This is a genomic window from Clostridium sp. FP2 (assembly GCF_011065955.2).
Classification (GTDB): Bacteria; Bacillota; Clostridia; order Clostridiales; family Clostridiaceae; genus Clostridium_AD; species Clostridium_AD tagluense.
The window spans coordinates 819,854-844,809 of sequence record NZ_JAAMNI020000001.1; the positions used below are offsets into that span (position 1 = coordinate 819,854).

Consider the following 24,956-nt stretch of genomic DNA (forward strand, 5'->3'; position numbering starts at 1 on the left):
GAAGTTACCGTATATTTACATTGAAATAGTTATAATAAAAATAAAAATAAAAATAAATTTTATCTATACATATTTTATAGTATATTAATATAGATTAAGCTTTTAAATACTAAGGTGATATAAACTATAAGTTTAAGGAAATTTCAGAATGATTCTAATGTTAGAGAAAAATTAGGAGGAAGATAAACAAATGAATTTATTTAAAAATACAAAATCCAGAGAATTAGAAAGTAATCAGGACAAGGGTGCTGAAGAAACAACACAGAAGGAAGTTCAATTTCATAATGAAACTAAGGGCTTTATTCAAGATTTGAGCAAGTTGTTAGGGGAGACTGTAAAGCAGCACCATATTGTAGATAGTGAGCATGATGTTTTAGGCGAACTTGCGAGTAAAGTAAAGGTACATATGAATGAAATCTCTCATTTAACAAAAAATACTAATGGCTTAACTGATAGTCTATATTTAGAGGGAAATAAGCTTATAGAAATTACAGAAGACACAGTTAAAAAATCTTATGAAGGTAAGGATGCCATTTATGAAATGGTGGAAATAATAAAGTCTTTAGAAAGTGAAAATAGGAATAATACCCAAAGTATAAATGAATTGGCAAGAAAGTTTGGCCAAGTACATGAAGTTGTTCAGTTAATAACGAGCATTGCAACGCAAACAAATCTCTTGGCTTTAAACGCAGCAATTGAAGCGGCTAGAGCAGGAGAACATGGTCAGGGGTTTGCAGTAGTGGCAGGTGAGATAAGAAAACTAGCAGAAATGACTAAACAAAGCACTAAGGACATATCAAATTTAATAGGTGGGATAGAAGATGAAACAAAGATAGTTTTAAATAATTCAGGTAAATCTAATGAAGTTATTGCCAGGGGGGTGAGGGCTTCTAATAATGCTGCAGAAAAAGTAGACGGAAGTTTATCCTCTATAGCAAAAGTGGAACAGGAAGTAAGGGGAGTAATGGAGCTTTTAACTGATCAAAAGCATCACATTAAAAACATGAGTAAAGAAATAGTAGATGTTGATGAAATCTTAAAAATAACATCTCAAAGTATAATAAAACACATAGAAAAGGCAAGTGTTGTAGATCGCCAATTGGAAGAAACTAAAAGACAACTAACAACTTATAGTAAGAAATTAATCTAGAGAATGTTTATGCAGCAGGGGATGTATCAGTTAAATGGGAGGATAGTGGCTAGTGCCATAACAGTGGACTAACTTTTAGAAAATATGTGATATTAGTCACATATTTTTTTTGTGTGTAATGATAAAATGTGGATATGATTTATATAAGGAGATGGTATATCTTGTTTAGTGAAGAAATTAACAAAGTCTCTGCATCAGCGGTAAAAAAATCTGAACTCTTAAAAAAAAGCAAAATGAGGTACCTTACTTGTGCGGCGCTAGCTGGTGCTTATGTGGGATTTGGAATTTTATTAATATTTTCTATTGGAGGGTCATTTGCAGCAGCTGAGTCTCCGGCAACAAAAACTATTATGGGAGCTTCCTTTGGCATTGCCTTAAGTCTTGTAATAATGGCGGGCTCAGAGCTTTTTACAGGGAATAACATGACTATGACCATAGGGTCTCTAGAAAAGAAAGTTTCGTGGCTTAATTCAATAAATATTTGGATATACAGTTTTATAGGAAATTTTTTAGGATCAGCAGTGATATCCGCAATATTTGTAGGTGCAGGACTTGCAAAGGGAAGCACAGCCACCTTTATTTTAAAAACATCACAAGTAAAGATGGCAACGCCAAGCATAGAACTATTTCTAAGAGGATTACTTTGTAACATGTTAGTCTGTTTAGCAGTATGGTGTGCTATTAAATTAAAGGAAGAAACGGCTAAACTTATAATGATTTTTTGGTGCCTATTTGCATTTATAACTACGGGGTTTGAACATAGTATTGCGAATATGACTTTGCTTACAACGGCATTATTTATCCCCCACACCCCATCAGTTTCCATAGGGGGATTAATTCATAACTTGATTTGGGTTACCTCAGGCAATTTCGTAGGTGGTGCTGTATTTATTGGGGCAGCATATTGGTATGTATCAAAGGAGAAATAAATAATAAAAGTATATATTACTATAGTTTGAATTAGTTAAGGTAAATATAAACTTTCTTTTTGTTGGTCAATTTTAAAATTCATTGTTGTATAATAAGAGTATAAGTATAATAGGAGTATTTTTATAATAATGAGGTTCAAAATGAGCTCATAAGGAGAAATTAAGATGGCACAAATAACGCTTAGGCAATTAAAAGATCTTCCTTTATTTGAATGTGTTGAGGATAAAACTTTGGATTTAATAAGAGAGAGTGTTATAATAAAAAAAATAAAAAAATCACAGATTTTGTTTGCTGAGAGAGAAATTATAAATAATATATATATAGTGCTAGAGGGAAAGGTAACCATGTACAGATTATCGGAAAAGGGTCAAAAGAGGGTTATCTATATCCTAAATAGTGGTGAGATTATAAATGAAGTAATTTTCGATAATAGTACAGCCTCAATTAATTGCGAAGGCTTTGAAGACAGTGAACTTATAAGCATATCAAAAGCAGACTTATTAAAAATAATGAAGCAGGATTTTAAGCTTACAGAAGTTATATTATACTCTATGAGTAAAAAAATAAGAAGACTGTACAGACAGATTAAGAACACAGTTCCTATTAAAATGGATAAGAGGGTAGCCGCAAAGCTTTGGAAATTGTCTAAAGATTATGGTGTACAAACAGAAGAGGGCGTTTTAATAGATATTAAGATAAGCATAACTTATTTGGCAGATATGTTAGGGAGCTCTCGCGAAACTATTTCAAGGGCAGTAAAAGAACTTGAAATCATGGATATGGTTAAAATAAAACATAGAAAATTCATAGTTAACAGAGAAAAGTTAAGTAGGTATTTTAAAGGTGTGTGATGAAAATCACATATTTTTTTTTTGGTTTAAAATACACTATGTATAGTTAGTTATAAATTAAGTTTTTATAGTGAATTAATTAACAATATTTGATGATTAAGTAATATTAATATAATGGAGGGTATGCATTTATGGGATTTAAGCTTACAATAGAGAAATTTGATGAGCATCTTGAGATATTGCGACGTGAATATAAGGTATATGCACCAGTAATTCTAAAGGGAAAAGGAACTTTTGCGGATACAGATACTATTAGGTATAAGGAAATAAAGAGTATAAGGGAAGTAGAATTTAAACTTAAATCTAGTTTTTCTCCTAAAGAAATAATACTTCCAATTACTCAAACATTATTTTATTTTACTGAAAATGATTGCGTAGAGCCAAAAGAAGATGAGAAGAAAATATTAATATTCTTAAGAAGTTGTGATATTCATGCCATGAAAAGGCTGGATGAAATTTATTTAAGAAATGGAAATGAGGATTATTATTATAAGGTTTTAAGAACTAAAATTAAGTTTGTGCTTATGGGTTGTAGTGAAAGTTTTGAAAATTGCTTTTGCGCAAGTATGGAATCCAATAAGACCGAAGATTATGATATGTACACTAAAATTCAAGATCATGAGGTTTTTGTGAATTGTAAATCAGAAGAATTAATGAATTACTTTAACATAGATAAAATAAACCAGGTAGAAGTATCTCCAGAATTTGTGAAGGCTAACGAAATAGTGGTTACTATACCAGAAAATTTAGATCAAAGAGTTTTCAAATCAAAAATGTGGGATGAGTATTCTTCAAGATGTATCGCTTGTGGTAGGTGCAATTTTGTCTGTGGTACTTGCTCTTGTTTTACTATGCAGGACATCTTTTATAAAGAAAATAAAAAACTAGGAGAGAGAAGGAGGGTTTGGGCATCTTGTCACGTAGAGGGGTACAGTGATATGGCAGGTGGACATGGTTTTAGAAAAGACAAAAAAGATAGAATGAGATTTAAAGTTATGCATAAGGTTTATGATTTTAAAAAGAGAGCTGGATATCATATGTGTATAGGTTGTGGCAGATGTGATGATATATGCCCTGAATATATATCTTTTTCAAATTGTATAAACAAATTAAATACTGCAATGGATGAGGTGGAATAGATGAAAAATATATACATGCCTTTCAAATCTAAAATACTTAAAATAAGTAAGCATACAGAAACGGATTATACCTTTAGAATGGAGTTCGATGGAGTTGTAAAGCCGGGACAATTTTTTGAAGTATCTATACCGAAATTTGGAGAGTCACCTATATCTGTTAGTGAGATAGGTGAGGGTTATGTAGATTTTACAATAAGACGTGTAGGAACAGTTACAGATGTAATTCATAGTTTTTTTGTAGGAGGAACCTTGTTTTTAAGAGGCCCTTATGGAAATGGATTTGATGTAAACCTCTATAAAAATAAAGAAATTATTGTAGCGGCAGGTGGAACTGGACTGGCACCAGTAAAGGGAATAGTAGATTATTTCGCAAAAAATCCAAAGCAGTGTAAGGGCTTTAATCTAATGGCAGGATTTAAGTCACCTAGTGACATCTTATTTAAAGAAAATTTCAAAGTTTGGGAAAAGAATATTAATGTAACTTTAACTGTGGATAGTGCAGATGAGGGTTATATTGGAACTGTAGGACTCATAACAAAATACATTGCGGATATTCCAGTAGAAAATATGGATGAGGTACAAGTTATTGTAGTAGGGCCTCCAATGATGCTTAAATTCACAGTAGCTGAATTTATAAAAAAAGGAGTAAAAGAAAAAAATATATGGGTATCTTATGAGAGAAAGATGTGTTGTGGAGTTGGAAAATGTGGCCACTGTAAAATTGATGATACGTATATATGTTTAGAGGGACCTGTTTTTAACTATTTGGATGCAGTTCATCTAGTAGATTAAGGGGGAGAATGTAATGGATATAAACACTAAATTGCTTAAAAAAAATGCATACAGAATAACTAAGAAAAGAGGTAAAATCGCTATAAGAATAAGGGTACCTGGTGGTCATATAGAAGCTAAACATTTAGAGGTTGTGCAAAAGGTAGCAGAGACTTACGGAGATGGCAGCATTCATATAACTATAAGACAAGGTTTTGAAATACCCAATATTGATATAAATAAAATACCAGAAGTTAATAAGATGATTCAATCAGTAATCGATGGCCTTGAAATAAATCAAATTTCACCTAGTACTGGATATTCTGCTGCAGGTACTAGAAATGTGTCAGCTTGTATAGGGGCAAATGTCTGTCCATTTGCAAATTATAATACTACGGAGTTTGCAAAAAAGATTGAAAAGGAAATCTTCCCTAATGATTATCATGTGAAGGTAGCACTAACAGGTTGTCCTAATGACTGTATCAAAGCTAGAATACAAGATTTTGGGATTATAGGAATGACAGAGCCTCAATATGAATCTTACAGATGTATTAGTTGTAAATCCTGCGTAAATAACTGTAAAAAAAGAGTTACCGGTGCGCTTAAAATGGAAAACTTCAAAGTAGTACGAGGTCCGGACAAATGCATTGGATGTGGAGAATGTATAGGCAAATGTCCAACAGGTGCATGGAGTAGAAGCCTTGAGAAATATTATAAACTTGTGATAATGGGTAGAACTGGTAAGAAAAATCCTAGACTTGCTCAGGATTTTATAACTTGGGTGGATGAGGATAGTATTATTAAAATAATAAAAAACACTTATTCATATATAGAGGAATATATGGATGGAGATGCTCCAGGAGGAAAAGAGCACATCGGGTATATTGTTGATAGAACAGGATATCCAGTGTTTAAGGAGTGGGTCTTAAAAGATGTAAACTTAGGAGAAAAGGCAGAGGTTAAGAAACATATTAACTGGTAACGTAGGGTACCGACAATATAATTATAAATCTGTATACTAATCTCATAACACAAGCGCAAATAGTGCGTAGAACAGTGAAAATGGAGGATGATTTGTATGTCTATGTTTTGTTATCAATGTCAAGAAGCAGCTAATTGTAAAGGCTGTACGGTAAAGGGAGTCTGTGGTAAGACTGAAGACCTTGCAAAGGCTCAGGACTTACTAATTTATATAACTAAAGGAATATCTGTATACAGTGTTCGTGCTAGAGATAATGGTATAGTTAATAAGGAAGTAGATAATTTTATAATAGAAAGTTTATTTGCAACTATAACTAATGCAAATTTTGATAGAAATGTATTTATTGAAAGAATCAGAAAAGGATTAAGCTTAAGGGAAGAAATAAAAGGGCAGCTTCTAAAAGCTGGTGTTAAGTTAAGCGATAAAGGCGAAAATGCTAGTTGGCTTAGTAAAATATTAAATACCTTTGGATTTGGAAAAGAAGAGGAATTAAACGTGCCAGATGCAGCGGTTTGGTTTTCTAATGATTTAAAAGCCTTTGATGTAAAGGCAGGGAAAGTTGGTGTGCTTTCAACAGAAAATGAAGATATAAGATCCTTAAGAGAATTACTTACTTATGGACTTAAGGGTATGGCTGCATATGTTAAGCATGCTGATAATCTTGGATACGAGGAAGATGGACTTCATGCATTTACTCAAAAGGGATTAGCTTCTACTTTGGATGATAGTTTAGGAGTAGACGAACTTGTAGCACTAGTTCTTGAATGTGGTAAGTACGGCGTTTCCGCCATGGCATTACTGGACAAGGCGAACACTTCTAGTTATGGAAATCCTGAAATAACAAAAGTTAATATAGGAGTTAAAAACAAGCCTGGTATATTAATTAGTGGACATGACTTAAAGGATATGGAAGAGTTATTAAAGCAGACAGAAGGTACTGGGGTAGATATTTATACTCACAGCGAAATGCTTCCAGCCAATTATTATCCTGCATTTAAAAAGTACAAGCACTTGGTTGGGAATTATGGAAATGCATGGTGGAAGCAGAATCAGGAATTTGAAAGCTTCAACGGACCAATACTTATGACTACAAACTGTATTGTAACGCCAAAAGCATCTTATAAAGATAGAATATACACTACAGGAGTAACAGGCTTTGCAGGTGTTAAGCATATAGCAGATGGGATAAATGGAAAACCGAAAGATTTTTCTTCAATAATTGAACAAGCTAAAAAATGTGCGGCACCTAAAGAAATTGAAAAGGGTGAAATAGTAGGAGGCTTTGCTCATAATCAAGTTATAGCTCTTGCGGATAAGATTGTAGATGCTGTTAAAACTGGAGCAATAAAGAGATTTTTTGTAATGGCGGGCTGCGATGGAAGAATGAAGAGTCGCGATTACTACACAGAATTTGCTGAAAAACTACCAAAGGATGCAGTTATACTTACAGCAGGTTGTGCAAAATATAAATACAATAAATTGAATTTAGGTGATATTGGCGGAATACCAAGAGTATTGGATGCAGGACAATGTAATGATTCATATTCATTAGTAGTAATAGCACTTAAACTTAAAGAAGTATTTGGCTTGGATGATATAAATGAACTTCCGATTTCCTACAATATTGCATGGTATGAACAAAAGGCAGTTATAGTATTACTTGCACTACTGCATTTAGGGGTTAAAAAAATTCATTTAGGACCAACTCTACCAGCCTTTTTATCACCAAACGTGGTAAATGTATTGGTTGACAACTTCGGAATTGCTGGAATAACTAGTGTAGATGATGATATAAAGATGTTTATGGAAGGCTAATACTTAGATTAGTGAACTACAGGAAGCTGTGGCAAATTTCTAGATTAACGCTTATAGATATGCAGAGATAATTGAAAATATAGAGGCACTAAACTTTTAATTGAGTTTAGTGCATTTTATTTTATTGTAATTTCATTTTTATTAAGATACTCTCTTAATATATTAGGTGAGAAAATTTATTGGATAAATTTATAAATATGGCTAAATTAATTTTATAGTTGAATTTTCCAGCTTTTCTCGAATCTCATCAGCAAGATCTGAATCCGTGATTATAACATCTATGTCCTCTAAAGTAGCAAATCTATAGGTGCCATCTACATTAAATTTTTCTTTTTCTACAAGTAAAAATACCTCTTTACTATTAGAGACTATAATTTCTTTAACATTACCATCTTCTAAGGTAACAGTATCTACGCTGTTTGTTATTAAATTTATGCCTGAACTTCCTAGAAAACCTTTATTAAAGGTATATTTAGATATACTCTTAGTCACCTCTGAACCAAAAACTCCACCAGATTTATTATTATATACTCCACCTATACAAATTAGCTTAACGGTTTCATTATCATTAAAAAGGGGTGGTATTATTGACATATTAGTTATTAAAGTTAACTTCTTAGTACCGTTAGATATTAATTTAGCTAACAAAAAATTGATACTTGAGGTATCTAAAAAAACTACATCTCCATCATTTATAAGGGCAAAAGCTTTTTGGGATATTAACTCTTTGCTATTTAAGTTTATATTCATCCTAGTAGCTATAGAACTATTTTTAGAGATTTTTCTATTTAGGATAGCTCCGCCATAGGTCCTTTGAAGAGCTTCAGCTTTTTCTAGCTTTTGTAGATCCTTCCTTATCATCCCTTCTGAAACATTAAATCGCTGACTTAGGTCTTTTACTTTTATTCTACCAGTTTTATTAAGTATACTTAAGATTTGTTCTAGTCTTTCTTCAGTAAACATTTAAGCACCCCATCAATCATTATCATTTAGTGTTGCTAGTGATTAATATTATAACATTACTATCTTAATTTACAAAACATCTTGAAAAAAAGCTTTAAATAGTATACAATGATAACAAACAATAAACAATAATACAAAACAACTCGAGTTGATCAGAGGAAGTATTTGAAGATGGTATAATTTAGCGTCATAGGGTAATACCTAGCGTGATATTTTATATATTTAGGCATCTGATAAAAACTACTCATAATGGTTAGTTATTTTTTGAAGATGCCTAATTAATAAGTATTAAAGAAAAAATGCTAGGAGGGAAAGTATGTACAAGCTATTAGCTATTGATATGGATGGCACATTACTAAATAGTAATAAAGTTATTTCAAAAGGGAACAAGGCAGCAATAAAAAAGGCTATAGAAAAAGGTGTTAAGGTTGTTATAACATCTGGAAGAGGACTTAATGGGTTGGATAAATTTTTAGATGAAGTCCATTTAAGAGGAGAAAATGAGTACCTTATTGCAAATAATGGGGGAACTATATATAGAACCAGTGATTTTGAATGCATTAACTATAAAGGATTAAAGGGTAGGGACTTAGTAAAGGCTCATGCTTTAAGCATGGAATTTGGACTTAATATGATTGCGTATACTCATGAAGGTTCTATTGCATCAGAGGAAAATGAGTTTACAAGGTTTGAAACAGAATACGTTGGAACCCCTGTTAAAATTCTTAATTTTAATAGGGATGTTAATGATGAGGATGAGATTACTAAGATATTATTTTCTCAGACAGAGGAACTTCTTGAAAAAAAAATGCTTGAGTTACCAAAAGAATTTTATAGTGAATATAATGTGGTAAAGACTATGCCTATAGTATTAGAAGTTATGGATAAAGATTGTAATAAGGGATACGGTGTAAAAGTTTTAGGGGATATGTTAGGGATTAAAAAAGAAGAGATAATATGCATTGGAGATGAGGCAAATGATATTGAAATGATAACTTATGCAGGTCTTGGAATTGCAATGGGAAATGCTATAGAGGAACTTAAAGATGTAGCTGAATATGTAACTTTAGATAATGATAATGATGGAGTGGCAAAAGCTATTGAAAGATTTATATTATAGGTACAAGAAGGTTTAAAAGGCTCTACTAATATGACACTTGCCACCTGGGTGACACATAATATTTAATGGGAATTGCAGTTATATCAATAGTTTGATATGACTGTTATTTTTTAGAGGAATTTTAATTAGTTTATAGAATTATAGTAAAATAGATTAATTATACCTTTATGTTACTTATTGAGGGTTAATGTAGAATTACTATTTTGGGGCGTGATGATATTGAAGAAACTTTCGAAAATATTCTTAGTTGTTTTAATTATACTATTCTCTTTCAAAAAAAATGCATTCTCAAATTCAAATATTATGGTATCTTTAACTAGCGAAGAGCGGCAGTGGTTAGCTAAAAATAAAGATAGGGTCTTAACTCTTGGCATAGACTCTTATTCTGGAAGTGAGTATTTCAAATATAATGGTGAGGAAAAAGGCTATTTAATTCCTATTATAAAAATTATTAATAAAAACTTGGGAACAAATATAAGACTTGAAGCATCAAAGCCTTGGGGAGAAGTTTATTCAGGACTTCAGAATGGAAGTGTAGATATTATTTTTGGGGCAAACAAAACCGCAGGAAGAGAGAAGTTTATGACTTTTACTAAGTCTGTAAGTAAGTCTCCATATGCACTTATAGCAAAAAAAGATAGGGATATACATACCATAGGAGATATTGATGAAAGATCAATTGGGTTTCTTAAAAATGATATTGTAATGGAACTATTGCCTGAACTCTATAAGAATATAAAGTATGACAAAAAAATCTATAACTCTGAAATAGATCTAATTTCAGCATTAGAGAATAATAAAATTGATGCATTTATAGTATCAGGTGGTGATGCTGTATATAATTATATTTATGAGTTTCCAGATTTGAATTATGCCTTTAAGATAGAAAAAATCACCTCTGACAGAACTTTTTCCACAAGAAAAGATGATAAGATTCTGGCATCAATATTAGACAAACAAATTAGTAATTTGTTAGGAAGTAATCTACCTCAATTGATTAAGCAAAGTAAGATTGAATATAACATGAAAATTATGAATCTTACGGAAAGGGAAAGGGACTGGATTAAGAATAATGGTGAGGCAATTATAGGAATTACAAAGGATTATCTTCCCTTTGATTACTATAAGGATGGTATTTATGGAGGCATAAGTGGAGAAATTATAAAAGATATAACTGATAAAATTGGTATAAAATTTAAATATATTTATGGTGATTTTGATATGCTAAGGCAAAAGCTTATGAAAGGTGAGATAAATGTTTTAAATATTGCTAAAACTGATGACAGATTAAAAACCATATTGTACCCAAGACCTTATAGCACTGAAAGAGATATAATTGTGGGCAAAGTAGGGGTAAAAGATGCTAGGGATGTTTTTGATCTTGAAGAGAAAAATGTTGCTGTCATAAAAGGTTTTTGGCATAAGGAATATCTAAGGAAAAACCTCACTAGTGTAAATATTATAGAAACTAACAATATTAAGGAATCATTAAAGCTAGTTCATGAAGGAAAGGCAGATTATCTTATAGAGAATCCAAGTGTACTTAGCTTTTATGTTGAAAATATGCAGCTATATGATATTGTTCAAAAGGGGATAACAAGTACAGATTCATATCTATATTATGGAATTTCAAAGAATAGCCCTGAACTTGCGAGTATAATTGATAAGGTTATACCCCTTCTAGATATAGATGAATTATTCAATGTGGGGTATACGGAGGTACCTAATCAAACAAGTAATCAAAAGTATGAGAGGCTTATTTTTATAATTTTAGGGTTGGCTGCTATAATATTTTTTATAATATTATTTGCAATTAAATTATTTAAAGATTTGTTAAATGAAAAAACTAAAACATCGATTCTACGGGAAAAGGAGCATCTTTTATATACAGATGCATTAACCAATGTTTACAATAGAAACTACTATAATGATAAAGTAAAGGATAAACTAGATGGTTATGAATATCCTCAGACAATAATTGTTTCTGACGTAAACAATTTGAAAATCGTTAACGATAATTATGGACACCTTATTGGTGATGAGTTATTAAAATGTTATGCTGATATGCTGAGACAAGCGTTTCCAGACTGTAGGTTAATTTTAAGAATGGGTGGAGATGAATTCCATTTAATATTGGACAATACAAATCAAGATCAGGTGGCAAATGATATATCAAAGGTTAAAAAGATTATTTCAGAAAAACGCTTAACAGTTGATAAGAATAAAACTATTAAAATCTCAGTAGCATTTGGATATGCTACAAGAAAATGTTCTAAGGAAAAAATTGATAGCATAATTGCTCTTGCTGACAAAAGAATGTATGAGGATAAAAAGAGAATTAAAAAGTAAGAGCTTCAGTCGAAAATTGAATTAATATGAGTTTTGTAGTATTATATTAATATAATATTTTTTATCGGTTGGACAAACTTAGGTTTGATTCCAAGAAATTTGTTTCTAGGGTGGGAAACTCTTATTTGAGTTCCCCACCTTTTTGTTTTTTGATAAAATTATTTGTAAACGCTAATAGATAGCGGTAGCCACGGGTACCAATATGAGGAGGTAATTATATGAATGGTCAAGATATAATGGTAGCAATTACTGTTGGAATATTAATTGTAGGATTTGTTTATTTTAGTTTTGTTTTTCCGAAAAGACTTGAAAAGGAAGAAAGGGAAAAAAAAGAAAACCAAAAATCACCAAATAAAAAATAAAATATACATAGAGCTAATAAGCACTAAGGATTTGTTTTGATCTTTGGTGCTTATTTTTTTCATTCCACATGGCAGGTGCCACTTGTCTATAGGAAATATCTATTGATATATTTACAACTATTAGTATTTTGAATTTTTAATGATAAAGAAGATGTGCTATATTTAAATTTAATGTAATAAAATAAAATGTATTTTAATATATATGGAGTGTAAATTATGGAAAATTAAGGTTTTACATTACTAATTTGATTATTATCCAAATCTAAATCAGTAGAATCATTTTTCACTGATAGATTCCTATTATTTTTGTCTCCAGCGTTCTGGAGTTTTATTATATCATTAACATCATACTTTAAATTATCTTCAGTAGGAAGTTGTATTGTATCTTTTATTAAATCTCCAGTTGGAAATTCAACGACTTTAATATCTGAAACTTGATTACTGGTACTTGTTAATGTTTGTTTAGAGGTAATAATTGTATTTGAAATATCTGTTTTGTCTAGATTTCTACAGTAGGCGCTAGCTGGAGAAAAATCTTCGATTTTATTAGGGTCTAAATTTATATCAGTCAATTTAATCAAGTCTTTTAAAGGCTCCATGTTGTTCATTTGATTAGTAGCTAAATCTAAATTAGTTAAGCTCGCGAGTCCTTTTAAAGGTTCTACGTTACTCATTTGATTAGTAGCTAAATCCAAATTAGTCAAGTTAGTTAAATCCTTTAAAGGTTCTATGTTACTGATTTGATTAGTAGCTAAATCTAAATTAGTCAAGTTAGTCAAGTCCTTTAGAGGTTCTATGTTGGTCATATCATTAGTGGATAAATCCAAACAAGTTAAGTTAGTCAAGCTTTTTAAAGGTTCTATATTAGTCATTTTATTGGCAGCTAAATTTAAATTAGTTAATTTTATCAAGCCTTTTAAAGGCTCTATGTTAGTCATTTGATTAGTAGCTAAATTCAAATGAGTTAGGCTAGTCAAATTTTTTAGAGGCTCTACGTTACTCATTTGATTAGTAGATAAATTTAAATCAGTCAAGTTAGTTAAACCTTCTAAGGGTTCTATGTTACTGATTTGATTATTACCCAAATTTAATGAAGTTAAATTAGTTAAATTTTCTATTCCTGAAAGATTCTTAATACATTTGTCTTGAGTGCTTTGAAGCTTAGTTATATTATCAACATCATCTTTCAAAATATCTCCAGTAGGGCATTGTATCTCATCTCTTATTGTTTGCTCTAAGTTTTTATCTGAAAATGTAATGACGGTACTTTCTGTAATCTGGACACTTACTGAATTTTTCTCTGCTACACTAGCTGAAGGGGGAAACTCTTTAGAACTATAACCAAGAATGTTAATACTAAATAGAAAAATAACATAAATAGTTAGCCACTTAAATTTAATGCAAAATACGTTTCTCATGTTCATAATCCTCCATTTGTATTAATAATTAAATTATGTAAATACTACGAATAAACATCTGAAAGTTCAACTTTTATACTTTCATCTTCACTTCTAACTTTGTTACTATAGAGCATATTTTCCTGGAGTACTTTCTCTGACGGAAGAGTAACTGTAAACTTACTTCCTTTTCCAAATTCACTTTCAGCATAGATACTACCACCATGTAATTCAACAATAGACTTAACTAAACTAAGGCCAATACCCGTGCCTTCTGCATTTCTTGATAGGGATTTGTCTACCTGTTTAAATCTATCAAATATCATATCCAAGTTCTTTTCTTCAATTCCAATGCCATTATCTTTAACAGAGATTTCAACAAATTTATTTTTATCTTTAACATCCACAAATATTTCATCACCAATTTTCGAGAATTTTATAGCATTTGATATAAGATTTAATACTATCCTCTGTATCATTTCCGGATCACAAGCAATAATATTTTCTTCTACATCTGTATCAAAAATAATATGTAGCCCTTTAATATCTGTAAAATTAGTTACAGACATCACTATTTCTTCTACAACTTCCACTATATTGTTATTTGATAAGTTCAATTTAAAGAACCCTGCCTGAATTTTTGATGAATCCACTATGTTATTTATAAGTTTAGATAGTCTGTAGGAATTTAGTTTCATTGAGTCAAGATATTTAATAATAGTTTCTCGCCTTTGGTCTAATGAGCCATTTTGGCAATACATTTGAAATAACTGGATAGCAGAAAAAATTACATTTAATGGTGTTTTAAGTTCGTGCGAAATATTTGCCATAAATTCTTCATGTGAAACTAGCAATTTTTGTAATTCCTTGTTCAGTTCATTTTTCTTCTTAACTTCTTCATAGGTATAATTCCATATATACCTAATAAACATAAGATTAACCAAGGCAAGTAGACTACCTAAAAAAATCAATAGGTACCGTTGAAACTTTTGGGCGCTTATAACTTTGTTACGTGAAATGTTTACCTCTAAATTAATTTTATTTATTAGTATGTTATCAGTTGCCCTAAACTTATCAACTAAACTTTTACCTTGATTCATATTTAAATTTGCTTGATGTGAATTACCATTATCAACCAATACCATTTGTTGTTTAAAAAATGTTTCAATGGACTTCATCTGATCAGTAAGTTGATTAGTGGTGTCCAGTCCTAATGGTGTATATTTCAAATTATCCAGAGAATTGTAGTATCCTTGTACTTGTTTACTTCCTAAATAATAGGTGTCTAAAAAATTTTTATCTTCTGTAATGATATAGGCCCTGATACCAGTTTCTTGATTAATTAGTGAGGTTAAGATTTCCGTTGAAAATGTTTTTGCTGGAAGTATTTTTTTTATAATAAAATCAGACTCATTACATACCTTATTCATACTATAAATACTAAATAATATTATTATTAATGATAGACAGGCAATTGAAATATATCCCAATACCATAGTCCGTCTACTTCTACTTTTACTCATAATAATTCCAGCTCCTTAAAAAAATTCTACTCTAATTTAAAATTACTTATACCTTATAACATATTACTACAATATGCGACAATTTACTATATACTTAAGAACTAAGTCATTGCATTCCAGTATTATTTTTTTATTACCAACATATCACTTGATACGTGAGTGGCACTTTTTCATCTTAATCATAAAAAAACGTCAGTTTAATGTTTATTTATTACAATTTTGTCGATTTTATGTTGCATATGATTATAGTTAATGGTAATATTGTACTTACAATAAAGGAAATTCTTAAAATATGAATAAATTGATACCTTGAAAATTCAAATAAATAATTGGAGGAAATTAATTATGTTTAATCCTGATTTTTCAGATGCAGTAAGAGTAATGGATAGTTCAACAAGTAGTAATAATACTATATTCGAAGTAATTGAATATAAAAAGCCTAGAAGTGGCAGTGCTTTTAACAGTAATGCTGTAAACCCATATCCCATACAATATGATGGGGAAAAGCTTCGTCAAGTCAGAATTAGCATTAATGGCGGAGGGGTACTAGTACAACCTGGGGAGCTCCAATTTATGAAAGGACCTATCGAAATACAAATTCAGAAAAATGCTCCTTCTGCCTCCAAGGGGTTTTTTAAAAGCGTGGGTACTGGCGAAGCATCATTTACATCAAGGTATTACGGGAAATACGGTGAAATATATTTAGACCCCTCATATAAATATTTTTATATTCTAGAGTTATCTAATGAAGAGATTATTTTAGGTGATGGAATGTTTTATTGTTGTGAAGACAGCGTTGAGCTTTCTGTACACACAAATAAAGATATTGCCACAGGCATGTTAAGCAGCGATGGGTTTAGACAACCGAAACTAAGTGGAAGTGGCATCGCCATTTTAGAAAGTGATGTTCCCTTCGATGAAATCATCATTTATGAGTTGAATAGTGAGACATTAAAAATAGATGGTAATTTTTCAATTGTTATACGAGGTAAAATAGAAACAAAAGTAGAAAAGTCAAAGCGTGAAGGATATTTACACACCTTCGTAGGAACTGGTGAGGTTTGGATTGCACCTACCAAAAACAACAGACCAATGAATGTATAAATGGCAACACAAAATGTTGAAAAATCAGCAAGGTACCTATATTAATTTGTACATAAAGAACTTATAAATAATATGGAGAGGGAGAGTTTAATGAACTATAGTTATATATTTATAATGGTGGCGGCTGTTGGTGTTGTGGGTGTATCAGTACTTAAATCTAGAAGACGTGATGAAAATTATAATACAGTAGAAAAAACAGAATATGCCGTATTTATGACGGATACATTTACCAAGGATGATGCTGAAGTTATGAAGCCTATTTTTACTATGGCATTAACTGAAAATGTTATTAGAGAAGAGTTAATATTATGTAAGGTACTAGATGGAGATGGTGAGTTAACTATTAAAGATGCTGAAGGATTGATGATTGAGAATATGAAAGATGCATTAAAAAACAAAGCATTTATTGAAAGCTTTATATATGAAGAAAATTGTTCAATTGAAGAAAAATTGATAGCGCATAATCTTAAAAAAGAGATAAGTATTCTATCAGAAGCCTCCGCTTTGAGGAGTGAAACTAAGAATTATCATATAAAATAGTATATTAAATATCAAAGAAATCACGCTAAACATAGCGTGATTTTGTACTTATAAGACTAGATATTTTTGTCTTTATATAGTTACTATTGTTAAAAAATGTTGACAGATATGCGAAATAATACTATTATTATTTTATCAAGCTAAAGTGTAATTATAATCTAATTAAAAGAATGTTAAAAAGGGGTGAAAGCAATGTATTTATCAAAGTTTTTAAAATTAATGAGTGCAATTCTTATTATGTTAATCGTTAGTACTGTTATGACTGTATATCTTCTTAATAAAAACTTTGCAAAAGCGACGAATGCCGTAAATAACCAGGTTATATTTAAACAATTAGGTTTAGATTTAGCTGATGCTTCAAACTATTTAACCGACCAGGCAAGAAGATACGTAATTGATGGAGATAAAACATTTTATGATAATTATTGGAAAGAAGTAAATGAAACAAAAACTCGTGATAGGGTAGTAACAAAATTAAAAGAACTTAATGCACCACAAGCTGAATTAGATTTAATAGAAAAAGCAAAAAATAATTCTGATGCACTAATTAAGACTGAAGAAGCGGCAATGAAAGCAGTGGAAGCTAAAGATTTAGATAAAGCAAGAAAACTAATGTTTGATAGTAATTACGATAAAAATAAAAGTGTAATAATGGAACCTATTAAACAATTTCAAGAAATGATGAATATAAGAGCAGAAAAAGAAGCACAAAATGCCAAAAGCAATGTAAATATGGATCTTATAATTACTGATAGCTTAATAGCAGTACTAGCTATATGCATAATTTTCGCTTTCCTTATACTATTTGTTAAAATTTCAAAACTTCTAATTATTTCGACTAAATTGACTGAACTTTCAAATAACGAAGGAGATTTAACCTCAAGATTAGAAATTAAAAGTAAAGATGAAGTAGGTCAAATCGCAATTGGATATAATAAAATGATATCTAATCTACAAAATCTTGTTAAAGAAATTCGTGGTACAGTTGAGCATTTTGTACAATCATCTGAACAATTAACTGCGACTACTGAAGAAATTTCGGCTACAATGGAGATGGTAAATGAATCTATTGATCAAATATCTAAAGGTTCTATGGACTTATGTGCAACAACTGAAGAGGTATCTGCATCAACAGAGGAAATTGCGTTAACAACTGCTAGTCTTTCAAAAAAGGCTGAGGATTCAAATGATGCATCTAAAGAAATAAAAAATCGTGCTACTAACGTTAAAAAGAATGCAATTGAGGCTATTAAAGAAAGTCATGAGATATATGAAAAACAACGTGTAAATATAATTAAAGCTATAGAAGAAGGCAAGGTAGTGGAACAAGTTATAGTAATGGCAGATTCCATTGGAAATATAGCGGATCAAACAAATCTTCTTGCACTAAATGCAGCTATTGAAGCAGCTAGGGCAGGAGAGAGTGGAAAAGGATTTGCAGTTGTAGCTGAAGAAGTAAGAAAATTAGCTGAGCAATCATCTCAAGCAGTTACAAATATTCAAAATACGGTAATTCAAATAAAAGCTGCATTTGATAATTTATCTCAAAGTGGAAGAGACATATTGAAGTTTATTGATGATAAAGTAAAACCAGATTATAATTTCCTTAATGAAACGGGTATACGGTATGAGGAGGATGCAAATTTTGTAAATGAAATGTCAGCAGATATTGTTTTAGCTACAAAAAAAATGTCAGAAACTATATTTGAGGTAAATAGTGCTATTCAAACTGTATCAGCAACGGCAGAAGAATCTACAGCGAGTACAGAGGAAATATTAGCAAGCATTAATGAAACAACAACAGCTATTCAGGGAGTTGCAAGGTCTGCACAGGATCAAAGTGAATTAGCAGAAAAACTTAATGGATTGATTCAAAAATTTAAGATATAGCATATATCCTTAAAAGACTTAATATTAACTATGAAAAAATCAAGAAGTGCCTCCCATATTCCATTTGGGGGGCATTTTTATTTATGTTGAATTAATTTTACAAAGAGATTACAAATAAAAAATTAAAATAAAGTATTGACTAAATTTTCTACTAATATGGGGAGTAGGAAAGAATAAATTAAATAATTTTTATATTATCAATAAAGTGTTCAGATTAGTGTTATTATTATAATATGAAAGTTTTTTATTTAAGAGGAGGAATTTTTAATGGATTCAAACCCTGACCCCGCGCTAAGTAATATAATGGCGCAATTTATACTAATTGGTATTTTAACACTGATAAATGCATTCTTTGCATCAGCAGAAATGGCGATGGTATCATTAAACAAAAATAAAATTAAACATCTTGCACAAGAGGGTAACAAAAAAGCACAGCTTTTAGTAAAACTTATTGAAGAGCCAACAAAATTTTTATCCACTATTCAAATCGGAATTACGCTTGCTGGATTTTTATCTAGTGCATCCGCAGCTACGGGTATATCTAATGATTTTGCAAAATTTTTAAGCAGTTTAAACGTACCTTATAGTAAGCAAATTGCTTTAGTTAGCATAACTATTGGTTTATCTTATATAATGATTGTATTTGGTGAATTGTTTCCAAAGCGTATAGCACAGCAAAAACCAGAAGCTATTGCAATGTTTTCAGTAGTACCCATTCTTTGTGTATCTAAAGTGATGATTCCCTTTGCAATGTTACTTTCAGTATCCACTAATGTTTTAGTTAAGATTACTGGTATTGATAGTAAAAAAATAGAGGAAAAATTATCCAAAGAAGAAATAAAATCACTTATAAAAGTTGGGCAAGAACGCGGCGCCATAAACGAAACTGCAAAAAAAATGATAAATAACATTATTGAATTTGATGATAAATCAGCTACAGAAGTCATGACTCCAAGAACAGAAGTGTTTTTGATTGACATAAATGATCCTGCTTCCAAGTTTTTAGATGAGTTATTAGAGGGGAAATATTCTAGAGTGCCAGTATATGACGGTGATATTGATAATATCATAGGAATACTTCACATGAAAGATTTTATAATAGAGGCTCGTACAAATGGTTTTGAAAATATAAACATTAGGAATTTATTACATTCTCCTTACCTTGTTAATGAAAGCAAAAATATAGATGAATTATTTAGAGAATTAAAAAAAGCTAAAAATCATATGGCTGTACTGATAGATGAATATGGAGGATTTTCAGGAGTAGTTACTACTAAAGATCTTATAGAAGAAGTTATGGGGAATATTGAAGATGAATATGATTATGACGAACCTGATATAAGAAAAATTGATAACAATACTTATATAGTGAGTGGATTGCTATCAATAGACGACTTAAATGACAATCTTGACTTGAATTTAGTATCAGAAAATTACAATACAATAGGAGGTTTTTTAGTTAGTCTATTGGGATGTATTCCAAAGAAAAATGAAAACAAAACTATTGAATATGGTAATGTAATATTTACAATAGAGGAAGTTAAAGAAAGAAGAATAGGAAAGATTAAAATATGCATATAAATAAGAGACTTTAGCATAAGTAGCTAAAGTCTCTGTTATTTTAAATGCTTAAATTGGCTTTATTTTTTAATGTTGGTATCAGAGTCATCATTATGAAAAATTTTAGCAACGACGGTTCTTATTGCAACAACGGCGATTCCTATTGCAACAACAATTATTGTTACCGCAATTATTGTCATCAAATAGTAATAATAATAGTATCCACCAACAACCCATACATATTTCCCCCCTCTCTGAAGGCAAATATTAAAAATGATTTTTCTTAGGTTTCTTCCATTAATATTTCTTTTGTTAGTATATAATATTACTCTTATCATAAAAAAGTTCCAATTATGAATAATCAAAATGAATTTCTGGTAAATAACCGGGTTTTATCACTCCTTAACTAAATGTTTTTATGTTTAGCATAAAATTCATTGTAGTTTTTTAATTCTCTTTTTAAAAGATTTGGAGTATCAAGCTTATAAGGACAATGATTTTTACAGTGCCCACATTCTATGCAATTATTTATAAGCTTCATCTTTTCATTAAAGCTATCCTCTAAAAATCCTTGATAAGGAGCTCTTTTAAGAAGAAGTGATATTCGGGCAGAGGTGGGAATTTCGATTCCAGCAGGGCATGGAAGACAATACCCACAAGCACGACAGAAATCTCCTGAAAGTTCAGTACGATCCTTGTTAATAATGGACCACATGGATTCATCCAATGGTGGTGGATTTTTTTCAAGAGAAATGAATTCATCTAACTCAGTTTCTCTTTGTATTCCCCATATTGGTACAACGTTATCAAATTGCCTTAGAAATGAAAAGGCCGAGGCTGCATTAGTTATTAGTCCTCCGGAAAGAGCTTTCATTGCAATCAGTCCTACATTTCTTTCACTACATTCTTTAATTAAGCTTAAATCAATATCAGCAGATAATGAACTTAAGGGGAATTGTATAGTGTCATATAATCCTGAAGATGCGGCATCCATTGCATTTTTTATTTTATGATTTGTAATTCCTATAAAACGAACAAGTCCTCTTTTCTTAGCTTCTAGAAGGCCTGCATAGACTCCTTCTGGATCTTCAGGATTCGGAAGAATATCTGGGTTATGTAACTGAAGGATATCTACATAATCTGTTTTTAAATTTTTAAGACTTATTTGCAAATGCTCAAGTAAGGTTTTTCTATCATTTGCATGGCTTTTAGTTGCGATTATGATTTTATTTCTCACATCTGCAAGAGAATATCCTATTTTTTCTTCACTATCAGAATATGCTCTTGCAGTATCAAAAAAGTTTATACCATTGTCATAAGCTTTTCGTAGAATCTTTTTAGCCTCTTCAAAAGAAACTCTCTGAACCGGTAATGCACCAAAGCCACTTCTTGTAACCATTAAATTTGTTCGTCCTAATTTTATTTTGTCCATTTATATTCCTCCACATCTTTTATAATTATAGTTTTTTATAAGTAGACCTGCAATTATATTTCTATTATATACCAGATGGGACTCTTGCTAAACAGTAAATTAGGATTAATCTAAATTTAATTAATAACTATTCCTTTTGATGCTTTTTATATAGAAAGCAATATATAGATGTAGGGGGCACATTTATTTAGCCCACCAATCCCATTTTGTGAATGAGTATGGAACAAATCCCATAGGATCAATCTTGTTAAAATACAAATTTTCACCAGGCTCTAATGTATTTGTACTAACCATATATTGAGAACCTATCATTCTTACTACTTCAAGTTCTGCCCAAGGGTCATGTGGAGAATCGGTCATAACTATAGTAGATGTAGCTAATTTATTTTCTGTTATTTCAGCTACTGCGAGTTTTTGTTTTATTAAAGTAGGGCTTAATAAGAAACCGCATCCATCTGATGATTTTGAATAGGTTACATTATACATAAATTCACTTATGGCTTCATTAAGTTCGGACGTTTTACCATCTTTATTTAATTTTCCTGACAGATTAGCGTTAACCGTGAAAAATTCTATCCCATTACGACTAATTTTCCCTACAGCGGTACCGTTTTTAACTTCAAAATCTATACTTGCCATTTTTTTTGGGAATCCACAAACTTCCCTCCCCATTGACATTGCCATTCCATCGGTTATTGGCATAGATAAACAGTATCTACCCAATACTCCATCACATTCTGCAAGAATAAATAGTCCAGCTTCTTTGTATCCAGGAGCAAAGCTTGTTTTGGGATAATTTGCTATAAAAGTTGAAACTAATGGTTTATCTTTTACTGGTTTTAATGGAGCCGGAAGTAATTTTGCTATAATTTCTGGTTTTGTTTCCCAAACTGTGTTTAAGGTTTCCGCAGCATAAAATATTGTCTGTTTTCCTTGTAATGATTTTATTTGATCCATCGTCTTTGTAAAACTATACATAATATAAGCCCCCCCATTTAAATTGTTTTATATCTCACTAAAGCACATATGCTTTTTCAAATCCATTTAGCACTGCATCCACAACTCTACCTGGTTTACAAACATCTCCTAATAGTTCAACAATATTATAAATTTCTTCTACTCCTTTTACCATTTCAACATTCGATTTAACTCCCAAAGATAATACTAATGCATCGATTTTTAGTGTAGTCACTTTTTTATCTTTAGTATTCTCAATATCTATTTCACCATCTTTAATATTTGTAAGTTTGCTACAGGGCATAAGCGATACGCCTTCTTTAGCAAGTCTCATACTTATATCAATTACATTAGGTAAATATCCTGAGGGTCCAATTTTATCTGCCATCTCAATTACTGTTACTTTATTCCCCTTAGATGCTAATAGTTCAGCTATTTCAAGACCTGTCATTCCAGAACCTGCAACTACTATATTTTTATTTTCTAATATAACGCTGCCTTCTAAAATATCAGTTGATGTATATACAATACTTTGGTCTATTCCTGGAATTTTAGGTATTATAGGATTTGATCCTGATCCAATAAATACTGCATAAGGATTAATTTCATTGATTTTTTCCAAAGTAGCTTTTTCATTTAGTCTTACGACTACATTTAATTTCTTAATTGCTAATTTTTGATACTCTAGGAACCAATCCAATTTTTCTTTTAATGGAGGTTTAGTAGCTAGATATACATTTCCACCTAAATATCCTTTTTCTTCAAATATTATAGGTGCAAATTTTCTTAATGCTAGAACTCTTGCAGCTTCTATTCCTGCTGGCCCACCTCCAATAATTACAACTTTTCTACCTTCACCGGTTTTTGGAAAATCTGGATATTCTAGTTCGCGCCCTACCCTTGGATTAACTGCGCATTTAATGTTTTCGCATTTCATAACGCTTTCTATACAGTTTAAGCATGATATGCAAGGTATAATGTCTTCCTCCCGGCCTTCTTTTGATTTAATGCCCCATTCTGGATCTGCCAATTGGGCTCTACCTAGTGCAACAAAATCCAAATTATCATCCTTTAATATAGTTTCAGCCATATCAGGTTTTCTAATTACATCACAAGCGATTACAGGTATATTAACAGCTTCTTTTATAGCTTTAGCTAAATGTCTTTTCCATCCTTGAGGATATGAAATTGGTTCTATAATTGTAGTAACTGATTCGTATGTTCCAGAACTTACATTAATAACATCTATGCCCAATTTTTCTAAATAAATAGCTTCTTGAATTGCTTCTTCTAAAGATATACCATCTTTAACAAATTCATTTCCATCGATTCTTACTGATATTGGAAAGCTAGGACCACACTTTGCACGTATGCCCATGATTATTTCAGTTATAAATCTCATTCTTTTTTCAAAACTACCGCCATATTTATCTTCTCTATGATTTGATTGTGGGCTCATAAATTGTGCAACAAGATATCCATGAGCAGCATGGATTTCTACTCCATCAATACCTGCCATTTTAGCAAAGACAGCACCTTTTACAAATTTTACAACTAGTCCTTCAATTTCATCTATTGTCATTTCTCTAGGCATTTCACCAATAGCTGATGACATTATGGGACTTGGGCCAGCTATTTGACGACCATCTATCATCATAGCGTGATTTTCTCTACCTGGATGATGTAATTGCAAGAATATCTTTGTATTATATTTGTGCATTGTGCGAGCTAAAGTTTCTAATCTTGGAATTTGTTTTAAATTCATAGAGCACAACTGATTGGGCATGCCTACGCCGGTTTCATCATCAATTCTAGTTATTTCAGTAATTATGAGGCCACATCCACCCTTTGCTCTTTCTTCATAATAACGAATGATTTCATTAGATGCTTCCCCAGTATATGAAGCTAGATTCGTTCCCATTGCAGGCATTACTATCCTGTTTTTTATTTCTAAGTTACCTATTTTACCTTTAGTGAAAAGCTTTTCATATTTCATTGTATATTACCCTCCCATACACCTTTTAATTATCTTTTAGATTAATTGAAGTATAACATTGTAGAAAATTGGATGCTATGGATGAAAATCCAAAAAAAAATATGCGCGTTGTGCGTTATGCACTA

21 protein-coding genes and 1 other annotated feature are annotated in these 24,956 nt (G+C 31.0%); of the genes, 14 read left to right on the top strand and 7 right to left on the bottom strand.

The annotated features are described in order from the left end of the window. Positions 1 to 190 precede the first annotated feature (190 nt). The 7 genes from G9F71_RS03905 to hcp all read left to right on the top strand — a co-directional run bounded on the left by G9F71_RS03905 (position 191) and on the right by hcp (position 7,638). Positions 191 to 1,150, top strand: a complete 960-nt coding sequence (locus tag G9F71_RS03905; RefSeq protein WP_164949619.1) for a methyl-accepting chemotaxis protein — start codon at positions 191 to 193, stop codon at positions 1,148 to 1,150. Positions 1,151 to 1,311: 161 nt separating this feature from the next. After that, positions 1,312 to 2,079, top strand: coding sequence for a formate/nitrite transporter family protein (locus tag G9F71_RS03910; protein ID WP_164949620.1), 768 nt, complete (start codon positions 1,312 to 1,314; stop codon positions 2,077 to 2,079). A 165-nt stretch (positions 2,080 to 2,244) separates the two neighbouring features. Continuing rightward, positions 2,245 to 2,931: a Crp/Fnr family transcriptional regulator gene (locus tag G9F71_RS03915; RefSeq protein ID WP_164949621.1), complete on the top strand. Its 687-nt coding sequence runs from the start codon at positions 2,245 to 2,247 to the stop codon at positions 2,929 to 2,931. A 131-nt stretch (positions 2,932 to 3,062) separates the two neighbouring features. Then, entirely contained in the window at positions 3,063 to 4,070 is a 1,008-nt protein-coding gene (asrA, locus tag G9F71_RS03920; protein ID WP_164949622.1) for an anaerobic sulfite reductase subunit AsrA, read from the top strand. Further along, on the top strand, positions 4,071 to 4,862 hold the full coding sequence (gene asrB / locus G9F71_RS03925) for an anaerobic sulfite reductase subunit AsrB (RefSeq protein ID WP_164949623.1): 792 nt from the start codon (positions 4,071 to 4,073) through the stop codon (positions 4,860 to 4,862). Between the two features lie 13 nt (positions 4,863 to 4,875). Next, the gene (gene asrC / locus G9F71_RS03930) at positions 4,876 to 5,823 is read left to right on the top strand and encodes a sulfite reductase subunit C (RefSeq protein ID WP_164949624.1); all 948 of its coding nucleotides are present in this window, start codon (positions 4,876 to 4,878) and stop codon (positions 5,821 to 5,823) included. A 96-nt stretch (positions 5,824 to 5,919) separates the two neighbouring features. Further along, the gene (gene hcp / locus G9F71_RS03935) at positions 5,920 to 7,638 is read left to right on the top strand and encodes a hydroxylamine reductase (RefSeq protein ID WP_164949625.1); all 1,719 of its coding nucleotides are present in this window, start codon (positions 5,920 to 5,922) and stop codon (positions 7,636 to 7,638) included. 201 nt (positions 7,639 to 7,839) lie between these two features. On the opposite strand, the gene G9F71_RS03940 is transcribed toward hcp, so the two are convergent. Further along, positions 7,840 to 8,601: a DeoR/GlpR family DNA-binding transcription regulator gene (locus G9F71_RS03940; protein ID WP_164944790.1), complete on the bottom strand. Its 762-nt coding sequence runs from the start codon at positions 8,599 to 8,601 to the stop codon at positions 7,840 to 7,842. 316 nt (positions 8,602 to 8,917) lie between these two features. On the opposite strand from G9F71_RS03940, the gene G9F71_RS03945 reads away from it, so the two are divergent. The 3 genes from G9F71_RS03945 to G9F71_RS03955 all read left to right on the top strand — a co-directional run bounded on the left by G9F71_RS03945 (position 8,918) and on the right by G9F71_RS03955 (position 12,432). Continuing rightward, complete coding sequence (locus G9F71_RS03945) at positions 8,918 to 9,721, top strand: Cof-type HAD-IIB family hydrolase (protein WP_164949626.1); 804 nt, start codon at positions 8,918 to 8,920, stop codon at positions 9,719 to 9,721. 213 nt (positions 9,722 to 9,934) lie between these two features. Beyond that, entirely contained in the window at positions 9,935 to 12,070 is a 2,136-nt protein-coding gene (locus tag G9F71_RS03950) for a diguanylate cyclase (protein ID WP_224626618.1), read from the top strand. A gap of 66 nt (positions 12,071 to 12,136) precedes the next feature. Next, positions 12,137 to 12,190: a sequence feature (sodium ion sensor (DUF1646 type); this cis-regulatory element may regulate processes involved in with the transportation of sodium ions), on the top strand. Between the two features lie 98 nt (positions 12,191 to 12,288). Then, positions 12,289 to 12,432, top strand: coding sequence for a hypothetical protein (locus G9F71_RS03955; protein ID WP_164949628.1), 144 nt, complete (start codon positions 12,289 to 12,291; stop codon positions 12,430 to 12,432). Positions 12,433 to 12,656: 224 nt separating this feature from the next. Here G9F71_RS03955 and G9F71_RS03960 read toward each other — a convergent pair whose 3' ends face one another. Both G9F71_RS03960 and G9F71_RS03965 read right to left on the bottom strand, forming a co-directional pair. Continuing rightward, complete coding sequence (locus tag G9F71_RS03960) at positions 12,657 to 13,850, bottom strand: leucine-rich repeat domain-containing protein (protein ID WP_164949629.1); 1,194 nt, start codon at positions 13,848 to 13,850, stop codon at positions 12,657 to 12,659. A 44-nt stretch (positions 13,851 to 13,894) separates the two neighbouring features. Beyond that, positions 13,895 to 15,352 carry an ATP-binding protein gene (locus G9F71_RS03965; protein ID WP_224626171.1) on the bottom strand — a complete coding sequence of 486 codons (1,458 nt, stop codon included), beginning with the start codon at positions 15,350 to 15,352 and terminating at the stop codon, positions 13,895 to 13,897. A gap of 345 nt (positions 15,353 to 15,697) precedes the next feature. Here G9F71_RS03965 and G9F71_RS03970 point away from each other — a divergent pair, with 345 nt between their 5' ends. The 4 genes from G9F71_RS03970 (at position 15,698) to G9F71_RS03985 (ending at position 20,467) form a co-directional block, all read left to right on the top strand. Beyond that, positions 15,698 to 16,456 (top strand): AIM24 family protein, encoded by a 759-nt coding sequence (locus tag G9F71_RS03970; RefSeq protein WP_164949630.1) that lies wholly within the window; start codon positions 15,698 to 15,700, stop codon positions 16,454 to 16,456. Between the two features lie 90 nt (positions 16,457 to 16,546). Beyond that, positions 16,547 to 16,996: a hypothetical protein gene (locus G9F71_RS03975; protein WP_164949631.1), complete on the top strand. Its 450-nt coding sequence runs from the start codon at positions 16,547 to 16,549 to the stop codon at positions 16,994 to 16,996. A gap of 192 nt (positions 16,997 to 17,188) precedes the next feature. Then, the gene (locus G9F71_RS03980; protein WP_164949632.1) at positions 17,189 to 18,886 is read left to right on the top strand and encodes a methyl-accepting chemotaxis protein; all 1,698 of its coding nucleotides are present in this window, start codon (positions 17,189 to 17,191) and stop codon (positions 18,884 to 18,886) included. 267 nt (positions 18,887 to 19,153) lie between these two features. Further along, positions 19,154 to 20,467 carry a hemolysin family protein gene (locus G9F71_RS03985; protein WP_164949633.1) on the top strand — a complete coding sequence of 438 codons (1,314 nt, stop codon included), beginning with the start codon at positions 19,154 to 19,156 and terminating at the stop codon, positions 20,465 to 20,467. Positions 20,468 to 20,526: 59 nt separating this feature from the next. On the opposite strand, the gene G9F71_RS03990 is transcribed toward G9F71_RS03985, so the two are convergent. From G9F71_RS03990 to G9F71_RS04005, 4 genes are all read right to left on the bottom strand, one after another. After that, positions 20,527 to 20,784: a hypothetical protein gene (locus G9F71_RS03990; protein WP_164944773.1), complete on the bottom strand. Its 258-nt coding sequence runs from the start codon at positions 20,782 to 20,784 to the stop codon at positions 20,527 to 20,529. Between the two features lie 68 nt (positions 20,785 to 20,852). After that, positions 20,853 to 21,878: an aldo/keto reductase gene (locus tag G9F71_RS03995; RefSeq protein ID WP_164949634.1), complete on the bottom strand. Its 1,026-nt coding sequence runs from the start codon at positions 21,876 to 21,878 to the stop codon at positions 20,853 to 20,855. Positions 21,879 to 22,061: 183 nt separating this feature from the next. Beyond that, positions 22,062 to 22,856, bottom strand: a complete 795-nt coding sequence (locus G9F71_RS04000) for an acetoacetate decarboxylase family protein (protein WP_164949635.1) — start codon at positions 22,854 to 22,856, stop codon at positions 22,062 to 22,064. Positions 22,857 to 22,893: 37 nt separating this feature from the next. Continuing rightward, the gene (locus G9F71_RS04005) at positions 22,894 to 24,831 is read right to left on the bottom strand and encodes an FAD-dependent oxidoreductase (protein ID WP_164949636.1); all 1,938 of its coding nucleotides are present in this window, start codon (positions 24,829 to 24,831) and stop codon (positions 22,894 to 22,896) included. Positions 24,832 to 24,956: the final 125 nt, after the last annotated feature.

Excerpts from the sequence above, each read along its gene's own strand:
- G9F71_RS03905 (WP_164949619.1), top strand. The coding sequence starts at position 191 with ATGAATTTATTTAAAAATACAAAATCCAGAGAATTAGAAAGTAATCAG.
- G9F71_RS03915 (WP_164949621.1), top strand. The coding sequence starts at position 2,245 with ATGGCACAAATAACGCTTAGGCAATTAAAAGATCTTCCTTTATTTGAA.
- asrA (WP_164949622.1), top strand. The coding sequence starts at position 3,063 with ATGGGATTTAAGCTTACAATAGAGAAATTTGATGAGCATCTTGAGATA.
- asrB (WP_164949623.1), top strand. The coding sequence starts at position 4,071 with ATGAAAAATATATACATGCCTTTCAAATCTAAAATACTTAAAATAAGT.
- asrC (WP_164949624.1), top strand. The coding sequence starts at position 4,876 with ATGGATATAAACACTAAATTGCTTAAAAAAAATGCATACAGAATAACT.
- hcp (WP_164949625.1), top strand. The coding sequence starts at position 5,920 with ATGTCTATGTTTTGTTATCAATGTCAAGAAGCAGCTAATTGTAAAGGC.
- G9F71_RS03940 (WP_164944790.1), bottom strand. The coding sequence starts at position 8,601 with ATGTTTACTGAAGAAAGACTAGAACAAATCTTAAGTATACTTAATAAA.
- G9F71_RS03945 (WP_164949626.1), top strand. The coding sequence starts at position 8,918 with ATGTACAAGCTATTAGCTATTGATATGGATGGCACATTACTAAATAGT.
- G9F71_RS03950 (WP_224626618.1), top strand. The coding sequence starts at position 9,935 with ATGATATTGAAGAAACTTTCGAAAATATTCTTAGTTGTTTTAATTATA.
- G9F71_RS03955 (WP_164949628.1), top strand. The coding sequence starts at position 12,289 with ATGAATGGTCAAGATATAATGGTAGCAATTACTGTTGGAATATTAATT.
- G9F71_RS03960 (WP_164949629.1), bottom strand. The coding sequence starts at position 13,850 with ATGAGAAACGTATTTTGCATTAAATTTAAGTGGCTAACTATTTATGTT.
- G9F71_RS03965 (WP_224626171.1), bottom strand. The coding sequence starts at position 15,352 with ATGAGTAAAAGTAGAAGTAGACGGACTATGGTATTGGGATATATTTCA.
- G9F71_RS03970 (WP_164949630.1), top strand. The coding sequence starts at position 15,698 with ATGTTTAATCCTGATTTTTCAGATGCAGTAAGAGTAATGGATAGTTCA.
- G9F71_RS03975 (WP_164949631.1), top strand. The coding sequence starts at position 16,547 with ATGAACTATAGTTATATATTTATAATGGTGGCGGCTGTTGGTGTTGTG.
- G9F71_RS03980 (WP_164949632.1), top strand. The coding sequence starts at position 17,189 with ATGTATTTATCAAAGTTTTTAAAATTAATGAGTGCAATTCTTATTATG.
- G9F71_RS03985 (WP_164949633.1), top strand. The coding sequence starts at position 19,154 with ATGGATTCAAACCCTGACCCCGCGCTAAGTAATATAATGGCGCAATTT.
- G9F71_RS03990 (WP_164944773.1), bottom strand. The coding sequence starts at position 20,784 with ATGATAAGAGTAATATTATATACTAACAAAAGAAATATTAATGGAAGA.
- G9F71_RS03995 (WP_164949634.1), bottom strand. The coding sequence starts at position 21,878 with ATGGACAAAATAAAATTAGGACGAACAAATTTAATGGTTACAAGAAGT.
- G9F71_RS04000 (WP_164949635.1), bottom strand. The coding sequence starts at position 22,856 with ATGTATAGTTTTACAAAGACGATGGATCAAATAAAATCATTACAAGGA.
- G9F71_RS04005 (WP_164949636.1), bottom strand. The coding sequence starts at position 24,831 with ATGAAATATGAAAAGCTTTTCACTAAAGGTAAAATAGGTAACTTAGAA.